This is a genomic window from Halolamina sp., assembly GCF_036626355.1.
Taxonomy (GTDB): Archaea; Halobacteriota; Halobacteria; order Halobacteriales; family Haloferacaceae; genus Halolamina.
In genome coordinates this window covers 20,797-41,612 of sequence record NZ_JAZKRY010000004.1, presented here as the reverse complement: position 1 = coordinate 41,612, position 20,816 = coordinate 20,797, and the positions used below count along the sequence as shown (strand labels likewise).

At 66.2% G+C, this 20,816-nt stretch carries 25 protein-coding genes; 12 read left to right on the top strand and 13 right to left on the bottom strand.

Features of this window, described 5'->3' with window-relative positions:
• Positions 1–45: 45 nt before the first annotated feature.
• Positions 46–1,593: a TrkH family potassium uptake protein gene (locus tag V5A38_RS01285; RefSeq protein WP_332323935.1), complete on the top strand. Its 1,548-nt coding sequence runs from the start codon at positions 46–48 to the stop codon at positions 1,591–1,593.
• 36 nt (positions 1,594–1,629) lie between these two features.
• Here the strand turns inward: V5A38_RS01285 and citZ are convergent, their stop codons facing one another.
• Entirely contained in the window at positions 1,630–2,781 is a 1,152-nt protein-coding gene (citZ, locus tag V5A38_RS01280) for a citrate synthase (RefSeq protein ID WP_332323934.1), read from the bottom strand.
• Positions 2,782–2,885: 104 nt separating this feature from the next.
• Between citZ and V5A38_RS01275 the strand changes: the two genes are divergently transcribed.
• On the top strand, positions 2,886–4,112 hold the full coding sequence (locus V5A38_RS01275) for a TrkA C-terminal domain-containing protein (protein ID WP_332323933.1): 1,227 nt from the start codon (positions 2,886–2,888) through the stop codon (positions 4,110–4,112).
• On the opposite strand, the gene V5A38_RS01270 is transcribed toward V5A38_RS01275, so the two are convergent.
• The 3 genes from V5A38_RS01270 to V5A38_RS01260 are packed head-to-tail and all read right to left on the bottom strand — an operon-like array spanning position 4,113 to position 5,245.
• A complete protein-coding gene (locus V5A38_RS01270; RefSeq protein WP_332323932.1) occupies positions 4,113–4,412 on the bottom strand; it encodes a hypothetical protein in 300 nt (99 codons plus the stop codon).
• A gap of 40 nt (positions 4,413–4,452) precedes the next feature.
• On the bottom strand, positions 4,453–5,076 hold the full coding sequence (locus tag V5A38_RS01265) for a DUF99 family protein (RefSeq protein WP_332323954.1): 624 nt from the start codon (positions 5,074–5,076) through the stop codon (positions 4,453–4,455).
• Positions 5,072–5,245, bottom strand: coding sequence for a DUF5786 family protein (locus V5A38_RS01260; RefSeq protein ID WP_332323931.1), 174 nt, complete (start codon positions 5,243–5,245; stop codon positions 5,072–5,074). Before V5A38_RS01260 ends, V5A38_RS01265 begins: the two co-directional genes overlap by 5 nt.
• A 105-nt stretch (positions 5,246–5,350) precedes the next feature.
• Between V5A38_RS01260 and V5A38_RS01255 the strand changes: the two genes are divergently transcribed.
• The 3 genes from V5A38_RS01255 to V5A38_RS01245 all read left to right on the top strand — a co-directional run bounded on the left by V5A38_RS01255 (position 5,351) and on the right by V5A38_RS01245 (position 8,849).
• Positions 5,351–5,857 carry an LUD domain-containing protein gene (locus tag V5A38_RS01255; protein ID WP_332323930.1) on the top strand — a complete coding sequence of 169 codons (507 nt, stop codon included), beginning with the start codon at positions 5,351–5,353 and terminating at the stop codon, positions 5,855–5,857.
• A complete protein-coding gene (locus V5A38_RS01250; protein WP_332323929.1) occupies positions 5,854–8,142 on the top strand; it encodes an LUD domain-containing protein in 2,289 nt (762 codons plus the stop codon). Before V5A38_RS01255 ends, V5A38_RS01250 begins: the two co-directional genes overlap by 4 nt.
• An 83-nt stretch (positions 8,143–8,225) precedes the next feature.
• Positions 8,226–8,849, top strand: a complete 624-nt coding sequence (locus V5A38_RS01245) for an MBL fold metallo-hydrolase (protein ID WP_332323928.1) — start codon at positions 8,226–8,228, stop codon at positions 8,847–8,849.
• A gap of 74 nt (positions 8,850–8,923) precedes the next feature.
• Here V5A38_RS01245 and V5A38_RS01240 read toward each other — a convergent pair whose 3' ends face one another.
• Positions 8,924–9,073, bottom strand: a complete 150-nt coding sequence (locus V5A38_RS01240) for a 50S ribosomal protein L40e (RefSeq protein WP_332323927.1) — start codon at positions 9,071–9,073, stop codon at positions 8,924–8,926.
• Positions 9,074–9,171: 98 nt separating this feature from the next.
• Positions 9,172–9,438 carry a thioredoxin gene (gene trxA / locus V5A38_RS01235; RefSeq protein WP_332323926.1) on the bottom strand — a complete coding sequence of 89 codons (267 nt, stop codon included), beginning with the start codon at positions 9,436–9,438 and terminating at the stop codon, positions 9,172–9,174.
• 114 nt (positions 9,439–9,552) lie between these two features.
• On the opposite strand from trxA, the gene V5A38_RS01230 reads away from it, so the two are divergent.
• From V5A38_RS01230 to hisE, 4 genes are all read left to right on the top strand, one after another.
• Complete coding sequence (locus tag V5A38_RS01230) at positions 9,553–9,705, top strand: preprotein translocase subunit Sec61beta (protein ID WP_332323925.1); 153 nt, start codon at positions 9,553–9,555, stop codon at positions 9,703–9,705.
• A gap of 144 nt (positions 9,706–9,849) precedes the next feature.
• The gene (locus tag V5A38_RS01225; RefSeq protein ID WP_332323924.1) at positions 9,850–10,713 is read left to right on the top strand and encodes a flavin reductase family protein; all 864 of its coding nucleotides are present in this window, start codon (positions 9,850–9,852) and stop codon (positions 10,711–10,713) included.
• Positions 10,714–10,820: 107 nt separating this feature from the next.
• Positions 10,821–11,414, top strand: a complete 594-nt coding sequence (pdxT, locus tag V5A38_RS01220) for a pyridoxal 5'-phosphate synthase glutaminase subunit PdxT (RefSeq protein ID WP_332323923.1) — start codon at positions 10,821–10,823, stop codon at positions 11,412–11,414.
• On the top strand, positions 11,411–11,743 hold the full coding sequence (hisE, locus tag V5A38_RS01215) for a phosphoribosyl-ATP diphosphatase (RefSeq protein WP_332323922.1): 333 nt from the start codon (positions 11,411–11,413) through the stop codon (positions 11,741–11,743). Before pdxT ends, hisE begins: the two co-directional genes overlap by 4 nt.
• 246 nt (positions 11,744–11,989) lie before the next feature.
• On the opposite strand, the gene npdG is transcribed toward hisE, so the two are convergent.
• From npdG to V5A38_RS01200, 3 genes are all read right to left on the bottom strand, one after another.
• Positions 11,990–12,658 (bottom strand): NADPH-dependent F420 reductase, encoded by a 669-nt coding sequence (gene npdG, locus V5A38_RS01210; protein ID WP_332323921.1) that lies wholly within the window; start codon positions 12,656–12,658, stop codon positions 11,990–11,992.
• A gap of 60 nt (positions 12,659–12,718) precedes the next feature.
• Positions 12,719–13,639, bottom strand: a complete 921-nt coding sequence (locus V5A38_RS01205; protein ID WP_332323920.1) for a TIGR01548 family HAD-type hydrolase — start codon at positions 13,637–13,639, stop codon at positions 12,719–12,721.
• A gap of 160 nt (positions 13,640–13,799) precedes the next feature.
• Positions 13,800–14,249 carry a UPF0146 family protein gene (locus V5A38_RS01200; protein WP_332323919.1) on the bottom strand — a complete coding sequence of 150 codons (450 nt, stop codon included), beginning with the start codon at positions 14,247–14,249 and terminating at the stop codon, positions 13,800–13,802.
• 39 nt (positions 14,250–14,288) lie between these two features.
• Between V5A38_RS01200 and V5A38_RS01195 the strand changes: the two genes are divergently transcribed.
• Positions 14,289–14,810: an archaemetzincin family Zn-dependent metalloprotease gene (locus V5A38_RS01195; RefSeq protein WP_332323918.1), complete on the top strand. Its 522-nt coding sequence runs from the start codon at positions 14,289–14,291 to the stop codon at positions 14,808–14,810.
• 49 nt (positions 14,811–14,859) lie between these two features.
• On the opposite strand, the gene V5A38_RS01190 is transcribed toward V5A38_RS01195, so the two are convergent.
• On the bottom strand, positions 14,860–16,164 hold the full coding sequence (locus tag V5A38_RS01190) for a M28 family peptidase (RefSeq protein WP_332323917.1): 1,305 nt from the start codon (positions 16,162–16,164) through the stop codon (positions 14,860–14,862).
• Between the two features lie 83 nt (positions 16,165–16,247).
• Positions 16,248–16,715, bottom strand: a complete 468-nt coding sequence (locus tag V5A38_RS01185) for a hypothetical protein (protein ID WP_332323916.1) — start codon at positions 16,713–16,715, stop codon at positions 16,248–16,250.
• 135 nt (positions 16,716–16,850) lie between these two features.
• Between V5A38_RS01185 and V5A38_RS01180 the strand changes: the two genes are divergently transcribed.
• On the top strand, positions 16,851–17,987 hold the full coding sequence (locus V5A38_RS01180; RefSeq protein ID WP_332323915.1) for an alanine racemase: 1,137 nt from the start codon (positions 16,851–16,853) through the stop codon (positions 17,985–17,987).
• 598 nt (positions 17,988–18,585) lie between these two features.
• Positions 18,586–19,500: a YncE family protein gene (locus tag V5A38_RS01175; RefSeq protein ID WP_332323914.1), complete on the top strand. Its 915-nt coding sequence runs from the start codon at positions 18,586–18,588 to the stop codon at positions 19,498–19,500.
• 12 nt (positions 19,501–19,512) lie between these two features.
• On the opposite strand, the gene V5A38_RS01170 is transcribed toward V5A38_RS01175, so the two are convergent.
• Positions 19,513–20,181, bottom strand: a complete 669-nt coding sequence (locus V5A38_RS01170) for a DUF2848 family protein (protein ID WP_332323913.1) — start codon at positions 20,179–20,181, stop codon at positions 19,513–19,515.
• 40 nt (positions 20,182–20,221) lie between these two features.
• Positions 20,222–20,740, bottom strand: a complete 519-nt coding sequence (locus V5A38_RS01165) for a redoxin domain-containing protein (protein ID WP_332323912.1) — start codon at positions 20,738–20,740, stop codon at positions 20,222–20,224.
• Positions 20,741–20,816 lie beyond the last annotated feature (76 nt).

Below are 20,816 nucleotides of genomic sequence, written 5' to 3'. Positions count from 1 at the left end.
TGTCGAAACCACCATGCGTCTGGCAACAGTGGCTCCCGATAGCCAATGGTCCGTGACCTGAGCGCGTACGTAGCGTACCGGACGAGCCTGGCCTACGTCGGGACGACGCTCAAATACATCGGCATCACGACGCTGTTCCCGCTCGTTCTGGCGCTCTACTACGGGGAGAGCCTGCTCCCGTTCCTGGCTGGGGGGACCGTGATGGTCGGCGCCGGGAGCCTCCTGGAACGACTCGCCCACGACGGCGAACTGGGGAACCGGGAGGGGTTGCTCCTGGTGAGTCTCGCGTGGCTGTTCGTCCCCCTGGCCGGGACGGTGCCGTATCTCGTCGCCGGAACGGGCACCGTCGCGAACCCCGTCAACGCGCTCTTCGAGAGTATGAGCGGCTTCACGACGACGGGGGCCACAGTCCTCGGGGAGATCTCCGTGGCGCGCCACGGCCACGCGATGCTGATGTGGCGACAGCTCACCCAGTGGCTCGGTGGGATGGGGATTCTCGTGTTGATGGTCGCCATCCTCCCCAAGCTCTCCATCGGTGGCGCGCAGGTGATCCGGGAGGAGGCGCCCGGGCTCTCCCTTGAGAAGCTGACGCCGCGAATTCAGGAGACTGCACGGGCGCTGTGGAGCATCTACGCGGGGTTCACGCTCCTTGCTGTGGTCGTCTACTACGGGCTGCATCTGGCCGGCGTGGCGCCGGAGATGGACCTCTACAACGCCGTTGCCCACGCGCTCACGACGCTCCCCACCGGCGGGTTCTCACCCCAATCCCGGAGTGCGGAGGCGTTCGCACCGGCGATCCAGTGGGTAATGATGCCGTTCATGATCGTCGCGGGGACCAACTTCGCGCTGTTCTGGCACGTGCTCCGGGGCAACCCACGCCGGCTCACGGAGAACACCGAGTTCCGCGCGTATCTGCTCGCCATCACCGGCATCGGCGCCGTCATCTCGGCAGTGCTGTTCCTCGGCGTCGGCCTCGCCGAGTCGCCGGCGGCCCTCGACGTGATTCCCGGCAACCTCGAGAACTCGCTCCGGCAGGGGCTGTTTCAGGTTATCGCCATCGTGACCACGACGGGGTACGCCAGTATGGATTTCAACACCTGGGACGAGTCCGCACAGACCATCCTGCTGTTCGCGTTCTTCCTCGGCGGCTCCGCCGGCTCGGCCGCCGGTTCCATCAAAATCGTTCGCTGGGTGCTCGTCAAGCGGACTATCGGCCGCTCGCTGTTCCTGTCGGTCCACCCGGAAGCAGTCAGACCGATCCGCCTCGAGGAGGAGAGCGTCGACGACGACACCATCCGTGACGTGTTCGTGCTCATGACGGCCTTTTTCACGCTGTTTGCGCTCTCGACGGTGCTGCTCTATCTCGACACGCAGCGGGTGGCCGAGCTATCGATGACGGGGCTCGAGGCGATGAGCGTGGCGGCGGCGACGCTCGGCAACGTCGGCCCCGGCTTCGGTCCCGTCGGCCCGATGAACAGCTTCCTGCCGTTCTCGACCCCGGCCAAGCTCTACATGGTGTTCCTGATGTGGATCGGTCGACTGGAGGTGCTCTCGGTGCTGGTCATCTTCACGCCGGCGTTCTGGCAGCGCTGACAGGCGAGACAGAAAGCGGCGGCACAGACGGCACCCCTACCGCTCGTCGATGGGAACCCACTCGGCGTCCTGCTCGCCGGTATATTTCGCGCGCGGCCGCATGATGCGGTTGTCCTCTGTCTGTTCGAGCACGTGCGCCACCCAGCCGCCGACGCGGCTCATCGCGAAGATGGGGGTGAACATGTCGACGGGGATGCCCAGCTGGTAGTAGACCGTGCCGGAGTAGAAGTCGACGTTAGGCGCGAGCCCTTTCTCGTCGAATCCCTCCTCCTCGATCAGATAGTTCTCGATCTTGTTGGCGTATTCGTACCATTTCCCCTCGCCGGACACATCGCCGAGGTCACGGGATTTCTCCTCGAGAATCACTGCCCGCGGGTCCTTCACGTTGTAGACGCGGTGGCCGAAGCCGGGAATCTTGCGGCCCTCCTCGAGCGCGTCCTGGGCCCATTCGACCGGGTCCTTCTCCGAGCGGTCGACCTCGATGAGCGTCTCCATCACGTCCTGGTTGGCGCCGCCGTGGAGCGGCCCCGAGAGCGCGCCGACGCCGCCGGTGACGGCAGCGTACATATCCGACAGCGTGGAGGCGATAACTATCGACGTGAACGTCGAGGCGTTGAGCCCGTGGTCGGCGTGGAGCGTCAGCGCCATGTCCAGGGTCTCCTCGGCGACCTCGTCGGGCTCCTCGCCAGTGAGCATGTAGAGGAAGTTCCCCGAGTGGCTCAGCGCCGGACGTGGCTCGAGTGGCTCCTCGCCGTCGCGTAGGCGCTGATAGGCCGCCAGAATCGTCGGCACCTTGGCGGTGATTCGCCGGCCTTTCCTGAGGGCGGCGGCCTGATCCTGGGGGTCGGCGCCGGGCTCCTCGTCGCCGGCCGAGAGCATCGATACCGCGGTGCGAAGCGCCGCCATCGGCGTCTCGTCGACGGCGGCGAGCTCGGTGAGCGACTCCAGCACGTAGTCGTCGATATCGCGCTCCTCGGCCATCGCGGCCGTGAAGTTGTCGAGCTCTCCCGCCGTCGGGAGCGAGCCGTGCCAGAGCAGATAGAGCACCTCCTCGTAGGTCGCGTCCTCCGCGAGCTCCTCGATGGCATAGCCCCGGTAGACGAGCTTCCCGATATCGCCGTCGATATAGCTAAGCTCGGATTCGGCGACGACGACACCCTCCAGCCCTTCTTTTACATCCTCTGCCATGCCATAGCGTTTCCGCCGGTCACGAAAAAAGCGTTGTCGTTCCGTCTTTTCTGGCCGGGACGCCACGGGACAGCCTTTTCCCCCGCCCAACTGAATCCGCCAGTATGGATCCCGGTGACGTGGCGTACGAACCGGTCAGCGTCAAGGAGCTGCTGTCCGAGATGAAAGACACCTCCGAGCTACTGATCGACCTCTCGTACTCGGCGGTGCTCTCGGGGAGCGACGAGGTGGCCGAGGAGGTGCTGGCACTGGAAGAGCGGATGGACGTGCTCCAGCTGAAAGCCCGGATGAGCCTGCTGATGGCCGCGCGTAGCCCCGAGGACGCCGAGGCGCTGGCGCCGGTGCTCGGCGTCGTCAGCGCTGCCGAGAAGATCGCCAACGCAGCCGGCGATATCGCGAAGATCATCCTCGAGGATATCGGCCTCCCCGAGGCGATGCGGGCGGCCATCCCGGACGCGGCTGAGTCGCTGCTGCGCGCCCGAGTGCGACCCGACTCGTCGTACGTCGGGCGCACGCTCGGCGCGATCAACATGGAGACGGAGACGGGCGTTCGCGTCATCGCCATCCGGCGGGCGAGCGCGACGGGCAAGGAGTCGTGGAACACCCACCCCGGCGAGGAGACCGAAATCAACGCGGACGACGTGCTCCTCCTCCGAGGGTTCAGCGAGGGGCTGGCCGAGGTGTACGAGACGGCGACCGGCCAGCGTTACGAGCCTCCCGAACCGCCCGAGCAGCCGATCGAGGACCTCGAACGCGCGGTCGACTCCATCATCCTGATGAAGAACATGTCCGAGCTGGCGGTCGATCTGGCCTACGGCTCGGTGCTGTTCAACAGCCAGGGGGTCGCCGAGGAGGTCGCCGAGCTGGAAGCGGAAGTGGACGCGCTGAAATCCCGGTTCGAGGCGTGGACGCTCCGGGCTGCAAGCCGTGTCGACGACCCGGTGCGTCTTCGCGGGCTCGTCCATCTCGGCTCGGCGACGGAGGTTATCAGTGACGCCGCGCTGGAACTCAGCGAAGGGGTCCTTCGGGGGCTGACCGCTCACCCCGTCGTCGCCGCCGCCGTGGAGGAGAGCGACGAGGTCATCGTCCGGCTCACCGTCGCCGGGGACGCCGACATCACGGGGCAGACCCTCGGCGACCTGCAGCTCAAGACCGAAACGGGGATGCGCGTCATCGCGGTCCGCCGACCCGGCGAGGAGACCGAATGGGTGGTCTCTCCCGGTGCGGGGACGGCACTTCAGGCCGGCGACGTGCTCATCGCGAAAGGCACCCGCGCGGGAGCCGAGCGGCTCTCCGAGCTCGCCGGCGACCCACAGGAGTTCGAGGAGTAGCTACTCGATCGGTTCGGTGTTTTTCAGGAGTCGCGCAAGCGACACGACTGTCAGCAGCGACGTGACCAGTAGCGCCGTCGAACTCGCGAGCACGAACGAAAGCACCAGAAACCAGCCCGACTCCCCGAGCACCGGGAACTGCCGGGTTCCGCCGAACGGGCCGGCGAGTTCGAGCACGCGGAAGAGATACGCGACCGCCCCGAACAGGAGGCCGACGGCGACGCCGATGGCCGCGTTGCGCCGCACCGACAGCGCCGCCGCCATCGAGCCGACGGCCGACTCACGAGCGTCCTCGGACATTAGTGGACAGTTCGGCACGCCATGGCTTATCGGCGTCGCTCTACACGTCGTCGTTCAGCGCGAACTCCCGGCCCGCCCGGGCCGCGAGTCGAGCTACCCGGAGCGGTTCGGGTCGGCCGCCTTCCGGCGTGTGGCTCCGGACGATGCGAGCAGCTTCTGTGTCGGGTGCGAGCCGCGACGGAGCGCCGTCGGCATCCTCGTCGCTCGACGCCAAGTTGTCCGTCTCGGCCCCGATCGCGCGGACGAATAGCTGTTGGTCGTTCACCGACAGGGCGTCGCGTGGGGGGAGCGATTGGTACCGTTCGAGCCGCCACTGGCGTGCCTCGCCGTCGAACTGCTCCCGGATGGCAGAGGCGAGCCCCTCGCTTTGTTCGAAGGAGACCGACAGCACCGGGAGCCCAGTCTCCTCGTGGATTCGAGAGAGATCGAGCAGGTTGAACCAGGCGGGCGCGACGCCCGAAAGCAGCAGGGCTGAGACGTCAGGCCGGTCGAGGTGGGCGACGAGTCGCCAGACCGCGTCCGTCGCGTCCGCGCCGCCGACGGTACAGTCAGCGAAGGCGAACCCGTCGACGACCCGGTCGGCACGGACAACCGCCCCAGCACAGAGGCTCGTCGACCGGCTATCCGAAAAAGCGATGCCGAGCGCGCGACTTCCGGACTTAATGGTCCTTGATGTCTTGAAGCCGATCCAGTAGCTCGTCGTTACTGGCTCCGTTATCGAATTCGACGGAACCGTCGTGGGCCCCGCCGTCGGCGTCGACTGCGTCGTCGCCGTCGTTCATATCGAGCTGCTGATTCTCCTGCTCGGATTCATCGTAGCTCCCGAAGCCCATTACATTCAACTGTATTCCCTGGCTTGGCTTAAACCCTGGGGCAGAATCACATGCTATCGGTACCCTCGAGCCAGCTTTTATGAGTAGAACGCTCCAGATACGTCTATGGCTTCAGCGCTCGCGACGTTCGAGGAGTCACTCGCGTCGCTTTCCGTCGGCCGGACGCGAACGACCAGCGGGGAGTTCGCCGACGCGCTCGCCGGAGTAATCGACCTTCCAGCCGTTGGCACGCCACTGCCGTACGACGGTGTCTCGCTCGACGCGACCGACGTGCAGGTTGACCCGACGCCCGACCAGCTCCAGGCGGCGACCACCGGGGTGACACCCGTCGGCGGTGCGATTGCCGAGCACGGCACCGTGCTCGTCGAGTCCCGCCCCGACGGTGACGAGTTAGTGAGTCTCTACCCAGCCCGCCACGTTGCCGTCCTCCGGATGAGTGACCTCCGACAGGACGTGTCGGCGGCGATCCCCCGCCTCGGCGAGACACTCGCCGCCGGCACGGACAGCACGGTGCTCGCGACGGGCGCGAGCGCAACGGCCGACATGGGCGAAACCATCGAGGGCGTCCACGGGCCGACGGAAGTGCACGTCGTCGTTCTCACGGACCGATGAGCACGCGACGGGAGAAGGCCGAGCACATCCGGCACCTGCTCGAGACCGAAGGCGAGTCGGTTCGCGAGAACACGACGACGTTCAACGAGAGCCGATACGAGGCACTGGACGGGTTCGAGGAGTACGAAGACCTCCGCGACGAAGCCCGACTTATCAAAGAGGACGCTATCGAGCGCATCCCCGAACTGGTCGAGACGGTCACCGACGCCGTCGAGGCGAACGGCGGACACGTCTACCTCGCCGACGACGCCGCTGACGCGAACGCCTACATCGAGGGGGTCTGTGAGGATGAGAACGCCGAGACCCTCGTGAAGTCCAAATCCATGACGACGGAGGAGATCGAGGTCAACGAGTCTCTCGCGGAGCACGGCGTCGATGTCTACGAGACGGACCTCGGAGAGTTCGTGATTCAGGTCGCCGGCGAGGCCCCCTCCCACCTCGTCGGGCCGGGCATTCACAAGTCCCGCGAGGAGATTGCGGCCCTGTTCAACGAACAGTTCGAGCCCGAGGAGCCCCTGGAAACCGCCGAGGAACTGACCCAGTTCGCCCGGGACTACCTCGGCGAGCATATCCGCGAGGCCGACGTGGGGATGACTGGCGCGAACTTCATCGCCGCCGAGAGCGGCACCATCGCGCTCGTGACGAACGAGGGCAACGCACGGAAATCCGCAGTCACACCCGACACGCACGTCGCCGTCGCCGGCGTGGAGAAACTGATCCCGTCGCTCCGGGAACTCGCCCCGATGGTCGACCTCATCGCCAAGAGCGCGACCGGGCAGGATATCGCCCAGTACGTCTCGCTGTTCTCGCCGCCAACGGACTCCCCCACTGTGGATTTCCAGGAGGACAGCGACGTGCCGCTCTCGGAACAGGACGGCGAGCGCGACTTCCACCTGGTGCTCATCGACAACGGCCGGATGGAGATGCGGGAGGACGAGGACCTGCGGGAGACGCTCTACTGCATCCGGTGTGGCGCCTGCAGCAACTCCTGTGCGAACTTCCAGTTTTTTTTTTTTGATTCGTTGTGCTGCGAGATCTACACCGGCGGCATCGCCACGGGCTGGGAAGCCGGCATCGAAGGCGGAGCGTCGGCTTCGACCGACCCCGGTTCCATTTCGCCGGAGTCAGTCGAGTTCAACGACCTCTGTACGGGCTGCTCGCGGTGTGTGAACGCCTGTCCGGTGAAGATCGACATCCCGTGGATCAACACGGTGGTCCGGGACCGCATCAACCGCAGCGCCGAGCCCGACGGCATCGACACGCTGGTCGACGGCCTCGTTCCCGACGAGGAGTCCCCGGGGATGGACCCCAGCAAGCGCGTCTTCGGCAACATCGGGACGCTGGCGAAACTGGGCAGCGCAACGGCGCCCGTCTCGAACTGGCTGGCCGATAGCCGGCCCGTTCGGGCGGCGATGGACCGCTGGCTCGGCATCCACTCGGACCGGGAGCTCCCGACGTTCCAGCGCGAAACCTTCCGGGACTGGTTCGAGCAGCGGACGCCGACCGTCGAGACGTACGTTCCCGAGTCCGCGCCGGCCCGCGACGCCGTCCTGTTCCCCGACACCTACACCAACTACATCGACGTGGAGCGCGGCAAGGCCGCGGTCAGGACGCTGGAGGCCCTCGGCGTGGACGTTCGGCTGGCGGGCGTGACTGAGAGCGGCCGCGCGCCGCTCTCCCAGGGGATGGTGACGACCGCCGAGGCACGTGCCCGCGACGCCGCCGACGCGCTGGAACCGCACATCGAGGATGGGTGGGACATCGTCGTCGTCGAGCCCTCGGACGCGGCGATGTTCCGCGGCGACTACGAGAAACTGCTCGACGCTGACCGCGCCGAACGCATCGCGGAGCACAGCTACGATGTGATGGAGTACCTCTACGGCCTGCTGGAGAACGGCGCGGAGCTGAGCGCGCTCCAGTACGGCGCCACCGGGGTCACCTACCACAGCCACTGTCAGCAGCGTACGCTCGGGCTGGAGGTGTACACCGAGACGGTGCTCGAGCGGCTGGGTTACGACGTGGCGACGACGGACGCGGAGTGCTGCGGGATGGCGGGAAGCTTCGGCTACAAGTCCGAGTACTACGACCTCAGCACCGCCGTCGGAGACTCACTGGTCGAGGAAGTACGGGAGCTGGACAGCGTGGAACAGGAGACCACCGCCCCGAGCAGCGCACAGCGAAAGGTCGTCGCCAGCGGCACCTCCTGTCTCGATCAGCTCGAGGACCTGCTCGACCGACCGTCAACCCATCCGATCGAACTCGTCGCGCCGGATCCGAACCGATAGCTCTGGGGTGCGTGACACTCCCAGCGCTCGCCAGGGCTGGCGCTCCCACCGAGGTTTTTACCGCCCCCAATGAAATGCCGGGTATGGAACCGGTCAACGTCACTGCCGACGCCGAGGGGTTCACCTGTAACGCGTATCTGGTCGACGGCGAGACGCCGACGCTGGTTGACGCCGGCGCGATGTCGGGCGTCGTCGACGTGATCCACAGACACGTCGACGATATCGACCGCGTGGTGCTCACCCATCAACACGGCGACCACGTCGCCGAACTCGACGCCGTGCTCGACGCGTTCGATCCCGACTGCTACGCCTACGCCGAACACCCTCGCCGGACCCATGAACTGGCGGACGGCGACACCGTTGCCATCGGCGACGCCGCGTACGAGGTGGTCTACACGCCGGGCCACGCCTCCGACCACGTCTCGTTCCGCTCCGAGACGGCGCTGTTCAGTGGCGACGTGGTGGTGTACAACGACGGCGCGTTCGACGACGGGAGCTTCGGGCGGACCGACTCCCCAGGGCAGTCACGCGAACGGCTCATCGAGAGCCTGGAGGCGCTCCTCGACCGGCTGCCGGAGTCAGTCGGCGGGCTCTACGCGGGCCACGGCGACCCGTTCCAGCCCACCGAGAACGAGAGCGTCCGGGACGTCATCGAGCGTGCGCTCCGGCGGGCGAAGCGGCGGGAGGCGAAATACCCCCAGGAGTGAGCGCGCTGTAGATGCGGGGACATCGGCAACGTTCCCCGGACAGCGAATCGAAAAAGCTGCCGAACCGCCGGAGTTCAGACCGAGCGGGGCTCCTTCGCCTTCGGACGGAGGTTCCCGTAGCCGCATTTGCGGCATTCGTCCGCGCGCATGGGGTTGCGTGCGTTACAGCGCATGCAGATCTGCTTGTCCAGAATGCGTTCGGCTGCCTTGTCGAACTTGGCCATGGTCGAAGGTTTCGCCGGCGAGCGTTTAACCCTTGCCTTGCGGGGCGAAGCCGTCGCTGGTCGGTGCGTTCCGAAAACTGAGTACCGTCCGTGATAAATCAGGCGCCGGCCTGCTGCAGCGCCTTCTCGATCTGGTCGCGCTGGGTGACCCCGACGAATCGCTCGACGACGCCGTCCTCGTTCTCGATAACCAGCGTGGGCAGCGAGCGAACCGAGTACTCGTTCGCGGTCTCCTGGTCCTGGTCGACGTCGATCTTCTCGAACTGGACGTCGCCGTACTCCTCCGCCAGCTCGTCGAGGATCGGGTCCTGCGTTTTACAGGGGCCACACCAGTCCGCGTAGAAGTCCTTGAGTCGGACGCTCATATGTGCCCGGGAGTTGGCTATCCCTGCGCATAAGGGTTTCCCACAGGTGCGAACGGTGCGACCAACCGCTGCGCCGACCGGAAGATTTAGACCCGTTACGAACTCAGATGGACTATGAGCAGCGATAGCGGCGGACTGATGTCCAGTGCGGGGCTGGTTCGCTACTTCGACGCCGAGGACCGCAACGCGATCCGGATGGACCCCAAGAGCGTGGTCGCGTTCGGAATGCTGTTCGGTGTGCTGGTTATCCTCCTGAATGTAGTCTAAACGGCTCGCCAGCGCCGGTCGGGCGTCGTGGGAAAGTCGGTACCGTCCAGTGATGGCACGGTCCCTGTCTGATTTCGCGGGTATCAGTTTCCCAGGATTTCCGCTTGACACGTCGTTTTCCCTGTCTACGCCAACCGGGTGACCATGGAACTGGACCCGTCGGCGTACGAGGACTCGATGCACCGCATCATCACGACGCTCGTCTCCCCACGCCCCATCGGGTGGATCAGCACGCGGGACGACGAACGGGACAACCTCGCGCCCTACAGCTACTTCAACGTCGTCAGTACCTCGCCACCCGTGGTTATGTTCTCCGGGAGCACCGACGACGGTGAGCCGAAGGACGCCGGCCGGATGGCCGTCGAAACGGGCGAGTTCGTCGTCAACCTCGTCACCGAAGATCTCGCGAGCCAGATGGACGCGACGAGCGCCCCGCTCGACGACGTGAGCGAGTTCGATTTCGTCGGTCTCGAGCGCGCAGAGGCGAAGACCGTCGATGCCCCCCGCGTGGCTGCTGCCGCTGCCTGTCTCGAATGCACGCTCTACGACACGAAGGAGATCCACGACAACCTGGTCGTCTTCGGTGCCGTCGAGCACATCTCCGTCGACGAGCGGCTAACGACCGACGGCGTCGTCGACATGGAGAAGGCCGACTCTGTCGGCCGGCTCGGCGGGCCGTACTACACGCGCATCGACGTGCTCGACGTCGAGCGGACGAACTTCGGTCCCTGGGACGGCCAATCGCCGCCCGGGTTCACAGTCGACGACGAAACCGGGCGTCTTGTCGTCGACCCGGACAGGTTCCGAGAAATCCGATCCGCGCTCAGCCGGGTCGTCGAGGACGAGTCAGTCGGGGACGTGGTGGAGGCGACCGGACTCGATGCCGAGACGCTCGCTGAGAGCCGCGACCGGCGGGCGCTCTATCTCGACGGCTCCGCCGCGGACGAGCGCATCGAAGCAGCCCTCGCCGAAGCCGGCTTCGCGACCAGCTTCAGCTACGAATCGTGAACAGGCCGGTTACACACACTAACTACCGGGATCGTCGCTCACCCGTCCAGAGCTCTGAAGCGCTACCAAACGGACCTTTTTTGCGCGTCCCGCACCCATTACCAGCTATGCAAGCAGGCGTCATCGCGGTCCAGGGCGACGTGAGCGAACACGCCGCCGCCATCGAGCGCGCCGCGGCGGCCCACGGCGAGACGGCCGACGTGGTAGAAATCCGCCAATCCGGCATCGTCCCGGAGTGTGACGTGCTCCTCATGCCCGGCGGCGAGTCGACGGCCATCTCCCGGCTGCTCCAGTCCGAGGGGATCGCCCCGGAGATTCAGGCCCACGTCGACGCCGGCAAGCCCGTGCTGGCGACGTGTGCGGGGCTCATCGTCGCCGCCGAAGACGCGAAAGACGAGCGCGTCCAGAACCTCGACCTCATCGACGTGACCGTCGACCGCAACGCGTTCGGTCGGCAGAAGGACTCCTTCGAGGCACCCCTGGACGTGAAGGGGCTCGACGAGCCATTCCCGGCCGTCTTCATCCGCGCCCCGCTCATCGACGAGGTGGGCGAGGACGTCGAGGTACTCGCCACATGGGAGGGCGACCCGGTGGCCGTCAAACAGGGCCCCGTCGTGGGCACCTCGTTCCACCCCGAACTCACCTCGGACTCCCGAATCCACGACCTGGCCTTCTTCGACACCGTGGAGGCTCTACAGTGAGCGAAACCGGAGCCGACGAGCCGGAGACGGGGACGGAACGGGACGCTGAAGCCGTCATCGAGGAGCTGTTCGAGACCATCGAGGCCCGGAAGCGCGAACTACCCGAGGACAGCTACACTGCCTCGCTGTTCACCCACGAGAAGGGCGAGAACGCCGTCCTGGAGAAGCTGGGCGAGGAAGCAACCGAGATCCTGCTCGCCGCCAAGGACGACGACCGGTCGGAGCTGGCCCACGAGAGCGCGGATTTCCTCTATCACCTGCTCGTGCTGTTCTCGATGAAGGGGATGGAGCCCGAGGCGCTGCGCTCCGAACTCGAATCCCGGTTCTGATAGTGATTACGGCGAATAGGTTCGTCGACGGTGTCGAAAGACGCCGGTTCAGGGGCTCCCATCACCGACACGGATGGTCACGGCGGGACAGACTCGCAGTACTCACTATGAATGGGTCGGCGGGGACCCTCGATGTCCGAGTGGCTCGACCGGCTTCTCCGACGAAACCAGCAATAGGCTGACTCCGGTTCCTGTGGACGGTGGCGTTTCTGGGTTTTCGCCGTCCCCCGGACGGGCCGGAGATCCCTACTTCAGCTCGAGGCCGAGTTCGTGCAGCCCCTCGTTGTTCGCCGCAACGTTGATCAGCAGCGGCGTCAGCGACTCCACCTCGGCGGCGTTGGCGATGGAGCCGGCGTCGAGCACGCGCAGCCCCTCGATATCCTCGGTGAGCCAGGTGACGACGTCTTTCGCGTCCTCGTCGTCGCCGAGGACGAACGTGTCGATGCCCAGGTCGGCGTCGAGGTTCGCGAGTCGCCCCGCAGCGAGGTTGTGGTACGCGCCGACAAGTGGAATCCCCTCCGGCGCGGCGTTGGCCGCGTGGCGGGTGACGCTCCCGGCAGGTGGCGGGTGGTAGTGGAAACCGGCATCGTCGCGGTCCATTCCCGTGGCGGGCGAGACGAGAATGTCGCCCTCGTCGAGCGCGGCGGCGACGGTCTCGATGGTGTCGGCCACGTAGTATGGCGGCACTGCCAGTACAACCACGTCGGCGGCCGCAGCCACGGCCTCGTTCGACCCGCCCTCGATCATCGTGTCGACGCCGCGTGAGTCCAGTTCCGTCTCGTACTCCCTTGCTTTCCCCTCGGCGCGCTCGGGGTCGCGGGAGCCGATGAGCACCTCGTGGTTCGTATGGTAGGCGAAACGCAGTGCCAACCCCTCGCCGATGTCGCCAGTGCCGCCAAGTAACGCGATATCCATAGCTGTAGCTCGGGTCGGTTCGATGGTAAGCGTTGTGTGAGCGGAAAGCCTGATGACCCCTTACTCCAGCAGGTCGGGCAGATCGTTCACCGAGTCCATCACCGTCGCGGCGCCGGCTGCCTCGTACTTCCTGCGGCCAGACTCACCGGAGAGTCCGCCGGTGAGCACGCCGACACCGTGGTACGTCCGGTCCGGGTCCGCCTCGGCGGCGTTGACTGCAGTCCGAACGTCGTCGAGCGTGTCGCCGACGAACACCGTCGTCTCGGCGTCGAAGCGCGCGGCGAGCGTCGTCAGCGCATTCGGGTGAGGCTTGCCCTCCTCCCAGTCGTCCATCGTGAAACAGTGCGCCTCGGGAACTGAGAGCCCGGCCCGCTCGAGCGCGATTTCGGCCTCGGCCGCCGGGCGACCGGTGAGCACCCCAACGTCGTCTCGGGACTGGAGCGTCTCGATGGTGTCAGGTTCCACGATGACCGGTTCGTCGTGGATGTACCCCGGCGCCTCGAAAGGAGGCTCCGCGCCCTCGATCTCCCGGTAGAGCTCCGCGCCGAGATAGAGCGCCTGGAACGTCTCCCGGACGCCCTCCGGGTTCCACGCCGCCTCGACCTCGTCGGCGTCGAATCCCTGCTCGGCGGCGGCCTCGGCGACGACGGCGCGGGCCGCGGCGAGCCCGCGCTCCTCGTGGGCGGCGATGGCGTCAGTGAACTCGGCGGCGAGGTTGGACTGCGTCCGACTGGCAGCCGAGCGACGTTCGTCGACGTCGCCGTCGTAGCCCGCCTGCTGGGCGAGGACGAACAGCACTGCCGCGTCGGTGAGCTCCCAGTCGTTGTTGAACCCGCCCGCATCCTTGAACCGCTGGATCGTCGCGCGCTCGATGGTTGTCCCGTGACGCCGCTTGACGGTTTCGAGAATCGCCCGGCGGTAGGAGTCGGCCACGTCGACCAGCACTCCATCCACGTCGAGTACGACAGCGTCTGCCTGCATGGTGCGGCCTGGGCACCGGTCCGGGAAGGCGTTTCCGACTCATACTGCCGGACAGAACGATACAACCATCGCTCGCCGTGAGTCGGCCGTCAGCTCGTGTGAGAGCCAGAGACTGGTGAGCGAGTCTGTACTGACTTCTGTCCGGCAGTATCAGTGAGCCCTACGGGGGCCCGCGGCCTGTCGGCGCATCCAGCTTCGCAACGTAGAGCGTGACCCGAACCGTTCCGGCGGTGGGGTCGTGCTCGGCCAGGAGCGTCTCCCGGTCGACCGGGATTTCGGGCTGATCGAGGCCGAGCGTCGTGAAACAGAACGTCGCGTCAACCCGTTCGGCAAGCTCCCGAATCGGCTGGTGGAGCTCCGGCGGGCAGTTGAGCGCGTACACCGTCTCCACCTGGTGGAACGGTTCGATGGTGTCGACAGCGGTTACGTCCTCGAGGCGGAACCGGACGCCCTCGGGGATCTCGACCGGGTGAACGTCCGTTGTGCGTACGTCCGCACCCGCTCGAACGAGTCCGGCGGCGACGCCGGGACGGTCGCCGATACCGACCTCGAGCAGGCTGTCGGAATCGGACAATCGTCTGACGAGGAGACGGTCGGTCGGTCGGGTCATGGGCGAGGGTTTATGTCTTCTCTGGGTGTAGAAGTTGGTATGCTCGTCGACATCGTTCCTGTGGGAGGGGTCCCGAGCCAGGCAAAGCGTGAGGCGTCGGAGGCGCTACGTTCCGTGTACGACTGCGAAGTCGGCGTCAAGGACGAACAGCCGATTCCGGCCGGCGCGCTCGACCGCGGGCGCGACCAGTACCGCGCCGAGCAGTTCATCGAAGTCGCAAGCCAGACGGGGGAGGGCGACAAGAACATCGCCATCACGACGGAGGACCTCTACTACCGCCAGCGCAACTACGTGTTCGGGCTCGCCTATCTCAACGGGAAGGGGTCGGTCATCTCCACGCACCGGCTCAACACGTCCTCGGACGGCGGCATCTCCACCAAACCAACCTCGGAGGTGTTCGCCGACCGTATCCGGAAGGAAGTGGTCCACGAGATGGGTCACAACTTCGGGCTGGAACACTGCGACAACAGCAAATGCGTGATGTCGTTCTCGCCGACTGTCCGCGAAGTGGACGTCAAAGAGGAGAACCTGTGTGGCTCGTGTTCGCGGATGCTCCGGTAGGTCGCCTGCCTCACCTCAGCAGCACCCACAGGACGACGGCGGCGGCCGTTCAGAACGGCCAGTCGCCGATGATCTTCATTCCTTCCGCCTTGTTCTCGTCTTCGAGCGCCCGCGCGATCTCTTCGGGTGGTTGCTGTTCGACGGCAATCTCCTCGCGAGCAAGGTCGACCGCCATATCTGCGACCAGCATCGCGTGGCTCCGGATATCCCGTGTGTCGACCTTGTCGTACGTGTCGGCTTCGGTGTGCCCCCAGCCACGGCCGTCGTTGCCGGTGATGCTCCGAAGCTGCACCCCCGGGACACCGCGCTGGACGAACGGCCAGTGGTCGCTGTGGGCGCTCAGCCGCGGCACCGTATCCACCGGTGCGTCGAGGCGCTCGCTCGTCCGGTCGGCCGCGGCGCCGAGTTCGTCGAAGCGGTTGGTCACCATCCGCAGGTCACGCTCACGGCCCGAGCCGTCGTTGTTGAGTACGGCCTTTACCGAGTCGAGATCGATGGTCTTTGCAAGCTGCGTCGAGCCGACGAGCCCCACTTCCTCGCTGCCGAACGCGACGAAGCGGACCGCCGTTTCCAGTTCGTCCTCGCGGGCTGCGAGCGCGACGGCGGTCTGGACCAGCACGGCGGTTCCGGCGCCGTTGTCCAACGCACCCTCGGCGATGTCGTGGCTGTCGACGTGGCTGGTGACGAGCACCGCCTCCTCCGTGTCGGGGCCGAGCGCCGCGTGGACGTTCTGACTGGTCGCGTCGTGGATGTCACAGTCCACTCGAACGGTCACCTCGTCGCCTTCGAACAGTCGAGAGAGCCGAGCACCGTCCTCCTTGCTCACGCCGACGGCGGGGATGTCGCCGATGGGTGCCGCTTCGGAGCCGACGCTCCCCGTCGGCGGGAGCTGGCCGGGAACGTGGTTCCGGAAGAGGAACGCCTCGGCACCGCCTTCGACGGCGTAGTAGTACTTCTCGCGCCGGTGGATGAACCGGTCGTGGTAGTCAGGAACGTCGGTGTCGACGACGACCACCTTCCCGTCAATATCGGCGTCCTCGAAATCCGCGGGGAGCCCGTAGCCGAGGTCGACCAGCTCCGCGGTCACCTCACTGTCGGGCCCGCGCGGGAGCGCGAAGCCGCCGAAGGACTCGTCGCCGGCAGTAACCTCGCATGTGCCACGCGTCCAGCCCTGGATGTCGTACTCCTCCAACCGGGCGTTGCGGGCGCCGACGGCGTCCAGCGCGTCCCGGACCGCCTCCGCGCCCGCTCGCTCTCCCTCGCTGCCGGCGAGCCGGTTGCCGATATCGACCAGTTCCTCGTGGAGCGACGGGCCGGCGTCGCTCGTCAACGTCTCCGCGAGCCAATGACTCATGTGGGACAGTCACACAGCCGTGCTGCCTAACAGTTCGGACCGGCCACGCGGGTTGCCGGTGTTTCCGAGAGTACCGTCCCCGACTACAGCACCGTGGTCGCCCCACTGACCAGCAGGACGAGCACGAGCACGTACGCCGCCGCCGAGATACTCCAGGCACGGCGAATGCGCGGCACGCGGAGGTCGGCGACGCGCGAGCGCGGCAGAACGACGACCAGGAAGAAACCAACCATCAGGCCGTAGAGCAACAGCGTGGCAAGCACCGTCGCGACGAGAGTGGCGCCGCTCAGCAGTCCCTCGAACAGCAGCGTCAGCCAGACGAACAGCGGCCCGGTCAGCAGCCCCGCAGTGTAGTGTACCGCGTCGGCGACGCCGCTCGGCGCATCGGTTGGGCGTCTGCTCGTAAGCACGCCCGCGGCAACGTACGGTGGGAGTTCGCCGTCGGTGAACCGGGGCATGACGAGATCCATCACGAGTGTCGCGATACCCGCGGCGACCAAGCCGACGACGAACCGGAGCGGCACCGTGAGCGACGTGACGAGTGGGTCCATACCCCACTCTGCAGGGCCGGCATTATCCGTGTTACGTTCGCTCCGGCAGGAATCGGGCGACCGGAGCCCCGCCGCGCCGGGGCGGGTTCCCCGGGACCCTGGCGTTTAAGCGCTCCTCGGCCGCCACAGTACCCAATGACAAGTTGGACCACAGACGAGATGGGGCCGTCGCTCTACGAGCCGGTCGGGGAGCTGGAGACGCCCACGCTACTCGCGGACATCGACGCGATGGAGCGAAATATCGAGGAGTACGCCGCCGTCGCCGACGAACACGACGTGGCGCTGCGCTCGCACGTCAAAACCCACAAGAACGCGGAGCTGGCCGCGCGCGAAGTCGAGCTCACCGGCGGTCACGGCATCTGCTGTCAGACCCTCGGCGAGGTCGAGACGATGGCCCGCAACGGCATCGACGACATCTACCTCTCCTACCAGGTGGTCGGCGAGGGGAAGCTTGACCGGCTCTGCTGGCTCGACGGGAAGCTGGACGCGCTGGCGACGACCGTGGACTCGGCAGCGACGATCGAGATGCTGCAGGCGGCTGCCCAAACGCACGACCGGACGCTCCACGCGATCCTGGAGATCGACATGGGGCTACACCGCACCGGCGTCGACCCGAACAACGCCGTCGCGTTGGCCCGCCACGTCCAGCGCGCCGAGAACCTCGCGTTCGACGGGATTCTGGCCTACGACTCCCACGTTAAATCGATGTCCTCGACGGAGGAGGAGTTCGAGGAGAACTGCTGGGACGCGATGGAGCTTGCAGCGGAGGTGGCGGCCGCCATCGAAGCCGCGGGGGTCCCAGTCGAGGAGGTAAAAGTCGGGGGCACCGCCACCTCACGCTACAGCGCCGAGCACCCGGTGGTGACCGAGATCAACCCGGGGATGTACCCGTTCAACGACGTGGGCGAACTCTACCTCCGGCCCTGGGAGGTCAGCAAGGAGGACTGCACAGCAACGGTGGTGACGACGGTGATTTCGGTGCCCGAGGACGACCGACTGGTCGTCGACGGCGGCAGCAAGACGTTCTCGCTGGACAAGCCCGAGATGCCGGTTCCGAAGAACCGCGACGATATCGAGTACGTCAACGCCAGCGAGGAGCACGGCTGGATCGACACGAGCGACGCCGAGGACCCGTTCGAGGTCGGCGACCGGTTGGAGTTCATCGTCCCACACGTCTGTACGACGATCAATCTCCACGACCTGATTGTCGGTGTGCGGGACGGTCGGGTCGAGGAGTTGTGGGAGGTGCAGGCGCGGGGGAAGGTTCGGTAGGAGTACTGCGGTGAAACTGCTCGCTAAGTTCTTCATTGACCTCCTGATCGAGGGACAACACCAAGCTCAACAACACCAGGAAAGACACTGACCAGGCATGAATTCCGGCGCAGCATAGCGCCCTACACCTGCCAACACGTTCGCAGTTGACGAGCGCGCGCTGCAACCCGATCCGCGCAGCGGTGGCGCGAAGCGCGAGCGCCTCTGTGCGCGACGCAGTGCGAGGGACGACCGTGGGCGAAGCCCGCGGGAGTCGGCTGGGGAGGTCCGAGGATTGTGCGGTCGGGCGGGACTGAAAGGGGCTGCCTTCTCCGGGAAGGCGCGCGACGGAAGCACTGGAAGGAACGAGCGAAGCGAGTGACTGAAACGCGCAGCGAGCGCCCCGACCGGAGAAGGCAGGGGCTTTCACGGTGTTGGTGATCTCCGTCCCACTGTTACCAGCAGCTGACCAGCCAGCGAATGATCCAGCTGACAGGAAGTTCTCCGGTGTTGGTACCCCCTCTACCACCGTAGGTTCCGAAGTCAAACGTGTTCCAAAAACACCATCCAACTATCTCTACCCCAACCATTCATACAACTACCAACAAATCCACCTCGTATGGGAGAACTCATCGTCCTCAACAAGGACGCAGACACCGTCGACTACATCGACGCCGACACCGGCGAGCGCCTGGCGAGGGTCGAAACCGACTTTAACCCGCACGAGGTGACGCTCTCGCCCGACGGCGACACCGCCTACGTCACCTGCTCGCTCGGGGACTCGCTGCTCTTTTTCGACAACGAGCGTCGAGAGGTCCGGGACCGCTTCGAACACGAGCTGTTCGACTTCCCCCACGGGCTGGCAGTCCGGGAGTCGGCGGGCGAACTCTGGCTCGCCGCCACCTACAGCAGCCAGCTGTTCGTCTTCGATATCGAGACTGAGGAGCTCCTGACGACCTTCCCGACCCACCAGCAGCATTCCCACATGGTGACGTTCGGGCCCGACGAGAAGACCGCCTACATCGCCAACATCGGGAGCGACACCGTCACGGTTGTCGACGCAGACGAGCGCCGCGTCGTCGCCGACCCGCCCGTGGGCGAGGGGCCCGAAGGCATCGCCGTCGACCCCGACACGGGTGAAATTCTGGTCGCCAATCAAGACGACGGCCGGCTCTCTGTGCTCGACCCGGACTCGTTCGACGATATCGGCCCGGCGATTCTCGGGACCACGCCGATTCGAGTCGTCTTCGACCCGGCGGGGCGCTACGCGCTGGTTCCGAACCGGGAGTCCGACGACGTCTCCGTCATCGACACTGAGTTCACCCGCGACGGTGAGCGCCAGCCCTGGGAGATCAAGCGCATCCCCGTCGGCATCTGGCCCGGCGGGACCGTCTTCGAATCCTCGGGTGAGCGGGCGTTCGTCGCGAACAACAAAACCAACGACGTGTCGGTCATCGACGCCGACTCCTTCGAGGAGAGCGAGCGGTTCGAGACGGGCTACCACCCGGACGGAATTACCTACCGGTCGGACTGAGTCGCCTCGGCGCTACAGCGTCTCGACGTCGTACGCGACCGAGAGCGAGCGCTCACGAACCGGGTCGACGAGTTCGACTTCGAACCGCGACCCCGGCTGCACCTCGCCCTCGATGGTCGCGACGGTGCCAGAGAGCACGACCTCGCCACCATCCGCCGTGCCGTAGCGGCCGTGCACCACGTCGAGGATGTCCCCTGGCGCCAGGAGCGCAGCGAGCGGGTCCTCCTGATACCGCCGGCGCTCGCCGTCGACGGTGGTCCAGGCGCGAAGCTCGATCTCGTCCCAGTGCTGTTGCACGTCCGAGAGCCGCCACGCCTCCCGGGAGAGGACGTTCGGCGTGATCTGTTTGGCTTTCTGGACGCTCTCACGCTCGAGCGCGCGGTCGGTCTGGTCGCTTGCCGCGACGACGTACGTTTCGCCGCCGGCGAGGACGAGTCCGAACTCCGCCTCGCCCGCGGTGTCGTTTCCGACGACCTGTATCGCGTCGGGCTCCGCCCGCAGGCTGTTCGGCGCCACCGCGTAGGTCGCCGGCACCTGCTCGGGCGCTGCGATGCCATCGGCGACGAGTTCGTCGATATGTTCCTGTACCGCCGATTCGTCCCGGCCGCTGTAGCCGGCGTTGACCACCCGGGACACGGCGACCTGGACGAGTTCACCTGCAACGTCGATTTCGAGTCGCATACCGGGAGCACGGGTTCGGCTGCTGTAGTGCCATCGGCTGCTAGGCGGCGTCCGGCTCCGAGAGAGGCTCGCTCCGCAGCCGGTCCAGATCCGCCAGCAGCTCCTCGATGCTCGGCCGGTCGAACGTCGAGCGGCCGCGGTGGATCGCGGCGACCGTCGGCTCGGCCCCGCGGCGGTCGAGGATGATCACCGCGGGCATCCGACCGATGAAATCGCTCCAGTCGCCCAGGAAGCCGAACCGAACCGGTTGGTCGTAGGCGTCGCCGACCCTCGCGTCCGGGTCGGCAAGGAGAGGGAACGGAAGGTCGTACTCCTCCTGCCACGCCGCGACCCGGGATTCGGGCTCGGGAACGATTGAGACCACCTCGGCGTCACGCTCGTGGAACGCTTCGGTCTGTTCGGCCAGCTGTTGGACCTGTTTCCGACAGTTGGTACAGTGGTAGTCCCGCTGGAAACAGAGCACGACGAACGCCACGCCGTCGGGGAGCGCCGCCACCGAGAACGGGTCCGGTCCCTCCCCGACGTTTTGCAGCGAGAACGGAACGAAATCCCGAGCCATACTCACGGTACGGGGCGGTCAGGCAAAACGGTTCGGCCAGTCGAACCGGCTAACCGGCAGGTCTACCGGTCGGGAG

Coding starts and splice junctions, on each gene's coding strand:
- V5A38_RS01200 (WP_332323919.1), bottom strand. CDS start 14,249: ATGACCCGACCGACCGACCGTCTCCTCGTCAGACGATTGTCCGATTCC.
- V5A38_RS01180 (WP_332323915.1), top strand. CDS start 16,851: ATGACAAGTTGGACCACAGACGAGATGGGGCCGTCGCTCTACGAGCCG.
- V5A38_RS01250 (WP_332323929.1), top strand. CDS start 5,854: ATGAGCACGCGACGGGAGAAGGCCGAGCACATCCGGCACCTGCTCGAG.
- V5A38_RS01270 (WP_332323932.1), bottom strand. CDS start 4,412: ATGTCCGAGGACGCTCGTGAGTCGGCCGTCGGCTCGATGGCGGCGGCG.
- V5A38_RS01260 (WP_332323931.1), bottom strand. CDS start 5,245: ATGGGCTTCGGGAGCTACGATGAATCCGAGCAGGAGAATCAGCAGCTC.
- pdxT (WP_332323923.1), top strand. CDS start 10,821: ATGCAAGCAGGCGTCATCGCGGTCCAGGGCGACGTGAGCGAACACGCC.
- npdG (WP_332323921.1), bottom strand. CDS start 12,658: ATGGATATCGCGTTACTTGGCGGCACTGGCGACATCGGCGAGGGGTTG.
- V5A38_RS01285 (WP_332323935.1), top strand. CDS start 46: ATGGTCCGTGACCTGAGCGCGTACGTAGCGTACCGGACGAGCCTGGCC.
- V5A38_RS01205 (WP_332323920.1), bottom strand. CDS start 13,639: ATGCAGGCAGACGCTGTCGTACTCGACGTGGATGGAGTGCTGGTCGAC.
- citZ (WP_332323934.1), bottom strand. CDS start 2,781: ATGGCAGAGGATGTAAAAGAAGGGCTGGAGGGTGTCGTCGTCGCCGAA.
- V5A38_RS01170 (WP_332323913.1), bottom strand. CDS start 20,181: ATGCGACTCGAAATCGACGTTGCAGGTGAACTCGTCCAGGTCGCCGTG.
- V5A38_RS01165 (WP_332323912.1), bottom strand. CDS start 20,740: ATGGCTCGGGATTTCGTTCCGTTCTCGCTGCAAAACGTCGGGGAGGGA.
- V5A38_RS01225 (WP_332323924.1), top strand. CDS start 9,850: ATGGAACTGGACCCGTCGGCGTACGAGGACTCGATGCACCGCATCATC.
- V5A38_RS01175 (WP_332323914.1), top strand. CDS start 18,586: ATGGGAGAACTCATCGTCCTCAACAAGGACGCAGACACCGTCGACTAC.
- V5A38_RS01230 (WP_332323925.1), top strand. CDS start 9,553: ATGAGCAGCGATAGCGGCGGACTGATGTCCAGTGCGGGGCTGGTTCGC.
- V5A38_RS01195 (WP_332323918.1), top strand. CDS start 14,289: ATGCTCGTCGACATCGTTCCTGTGGGAGGGGTCCCGAGCCAGGCAAAG.
- V5A38_RS01255 (WP_332323930.1), top strand. CDS start 5,351: ATGGCTTCAGCGCTCGCGACGTTCGAGGAGTCACTCGCGTCGCTTTCC.
- V5A38_RS01190 (WP_332323917.1), bottom strand. CDS start 16,164: ATGAGTCATTGGCTCGCGGAGACGTTGACGAGCGACGCCGGCCCGTCG.
- V5A38_RS01240 (WP_332323927.1), bottom strand. CDS start 9,073: ATGGCCAAGTTCGACAAGGCAGCCGAACGCATTCTGGACAAGCAGATC.
- trxA (WP_332323926.1), bottom strand. CDS start 9,438: ATGAGCGTCCGACTCAAGGACTTCTACGCGGACTGGTGTGGCCCCTGT.
- V5A38_RS01275 (WP_332323933.1), top strand. CDS start 2,886: ATGGATCCCGGTGACGTGGCGTACGAACCGGTCAGCGTCAAGGAGCTG.
- V5A38_RS01245 (WP_332323928.1), top strand. CDS start 8,226: ATGGAACCGGTCAACGTCACTGCCGACGCCGAGGGGTTCACCTGTAAC.
- V5A38_RS01185 (WP_332323916.1), bottom strand. CDS start 16,715: ATGGACCCACTCGTCACGTCGCTCACGGTGCCGCTCCGGTTCGTCGTC.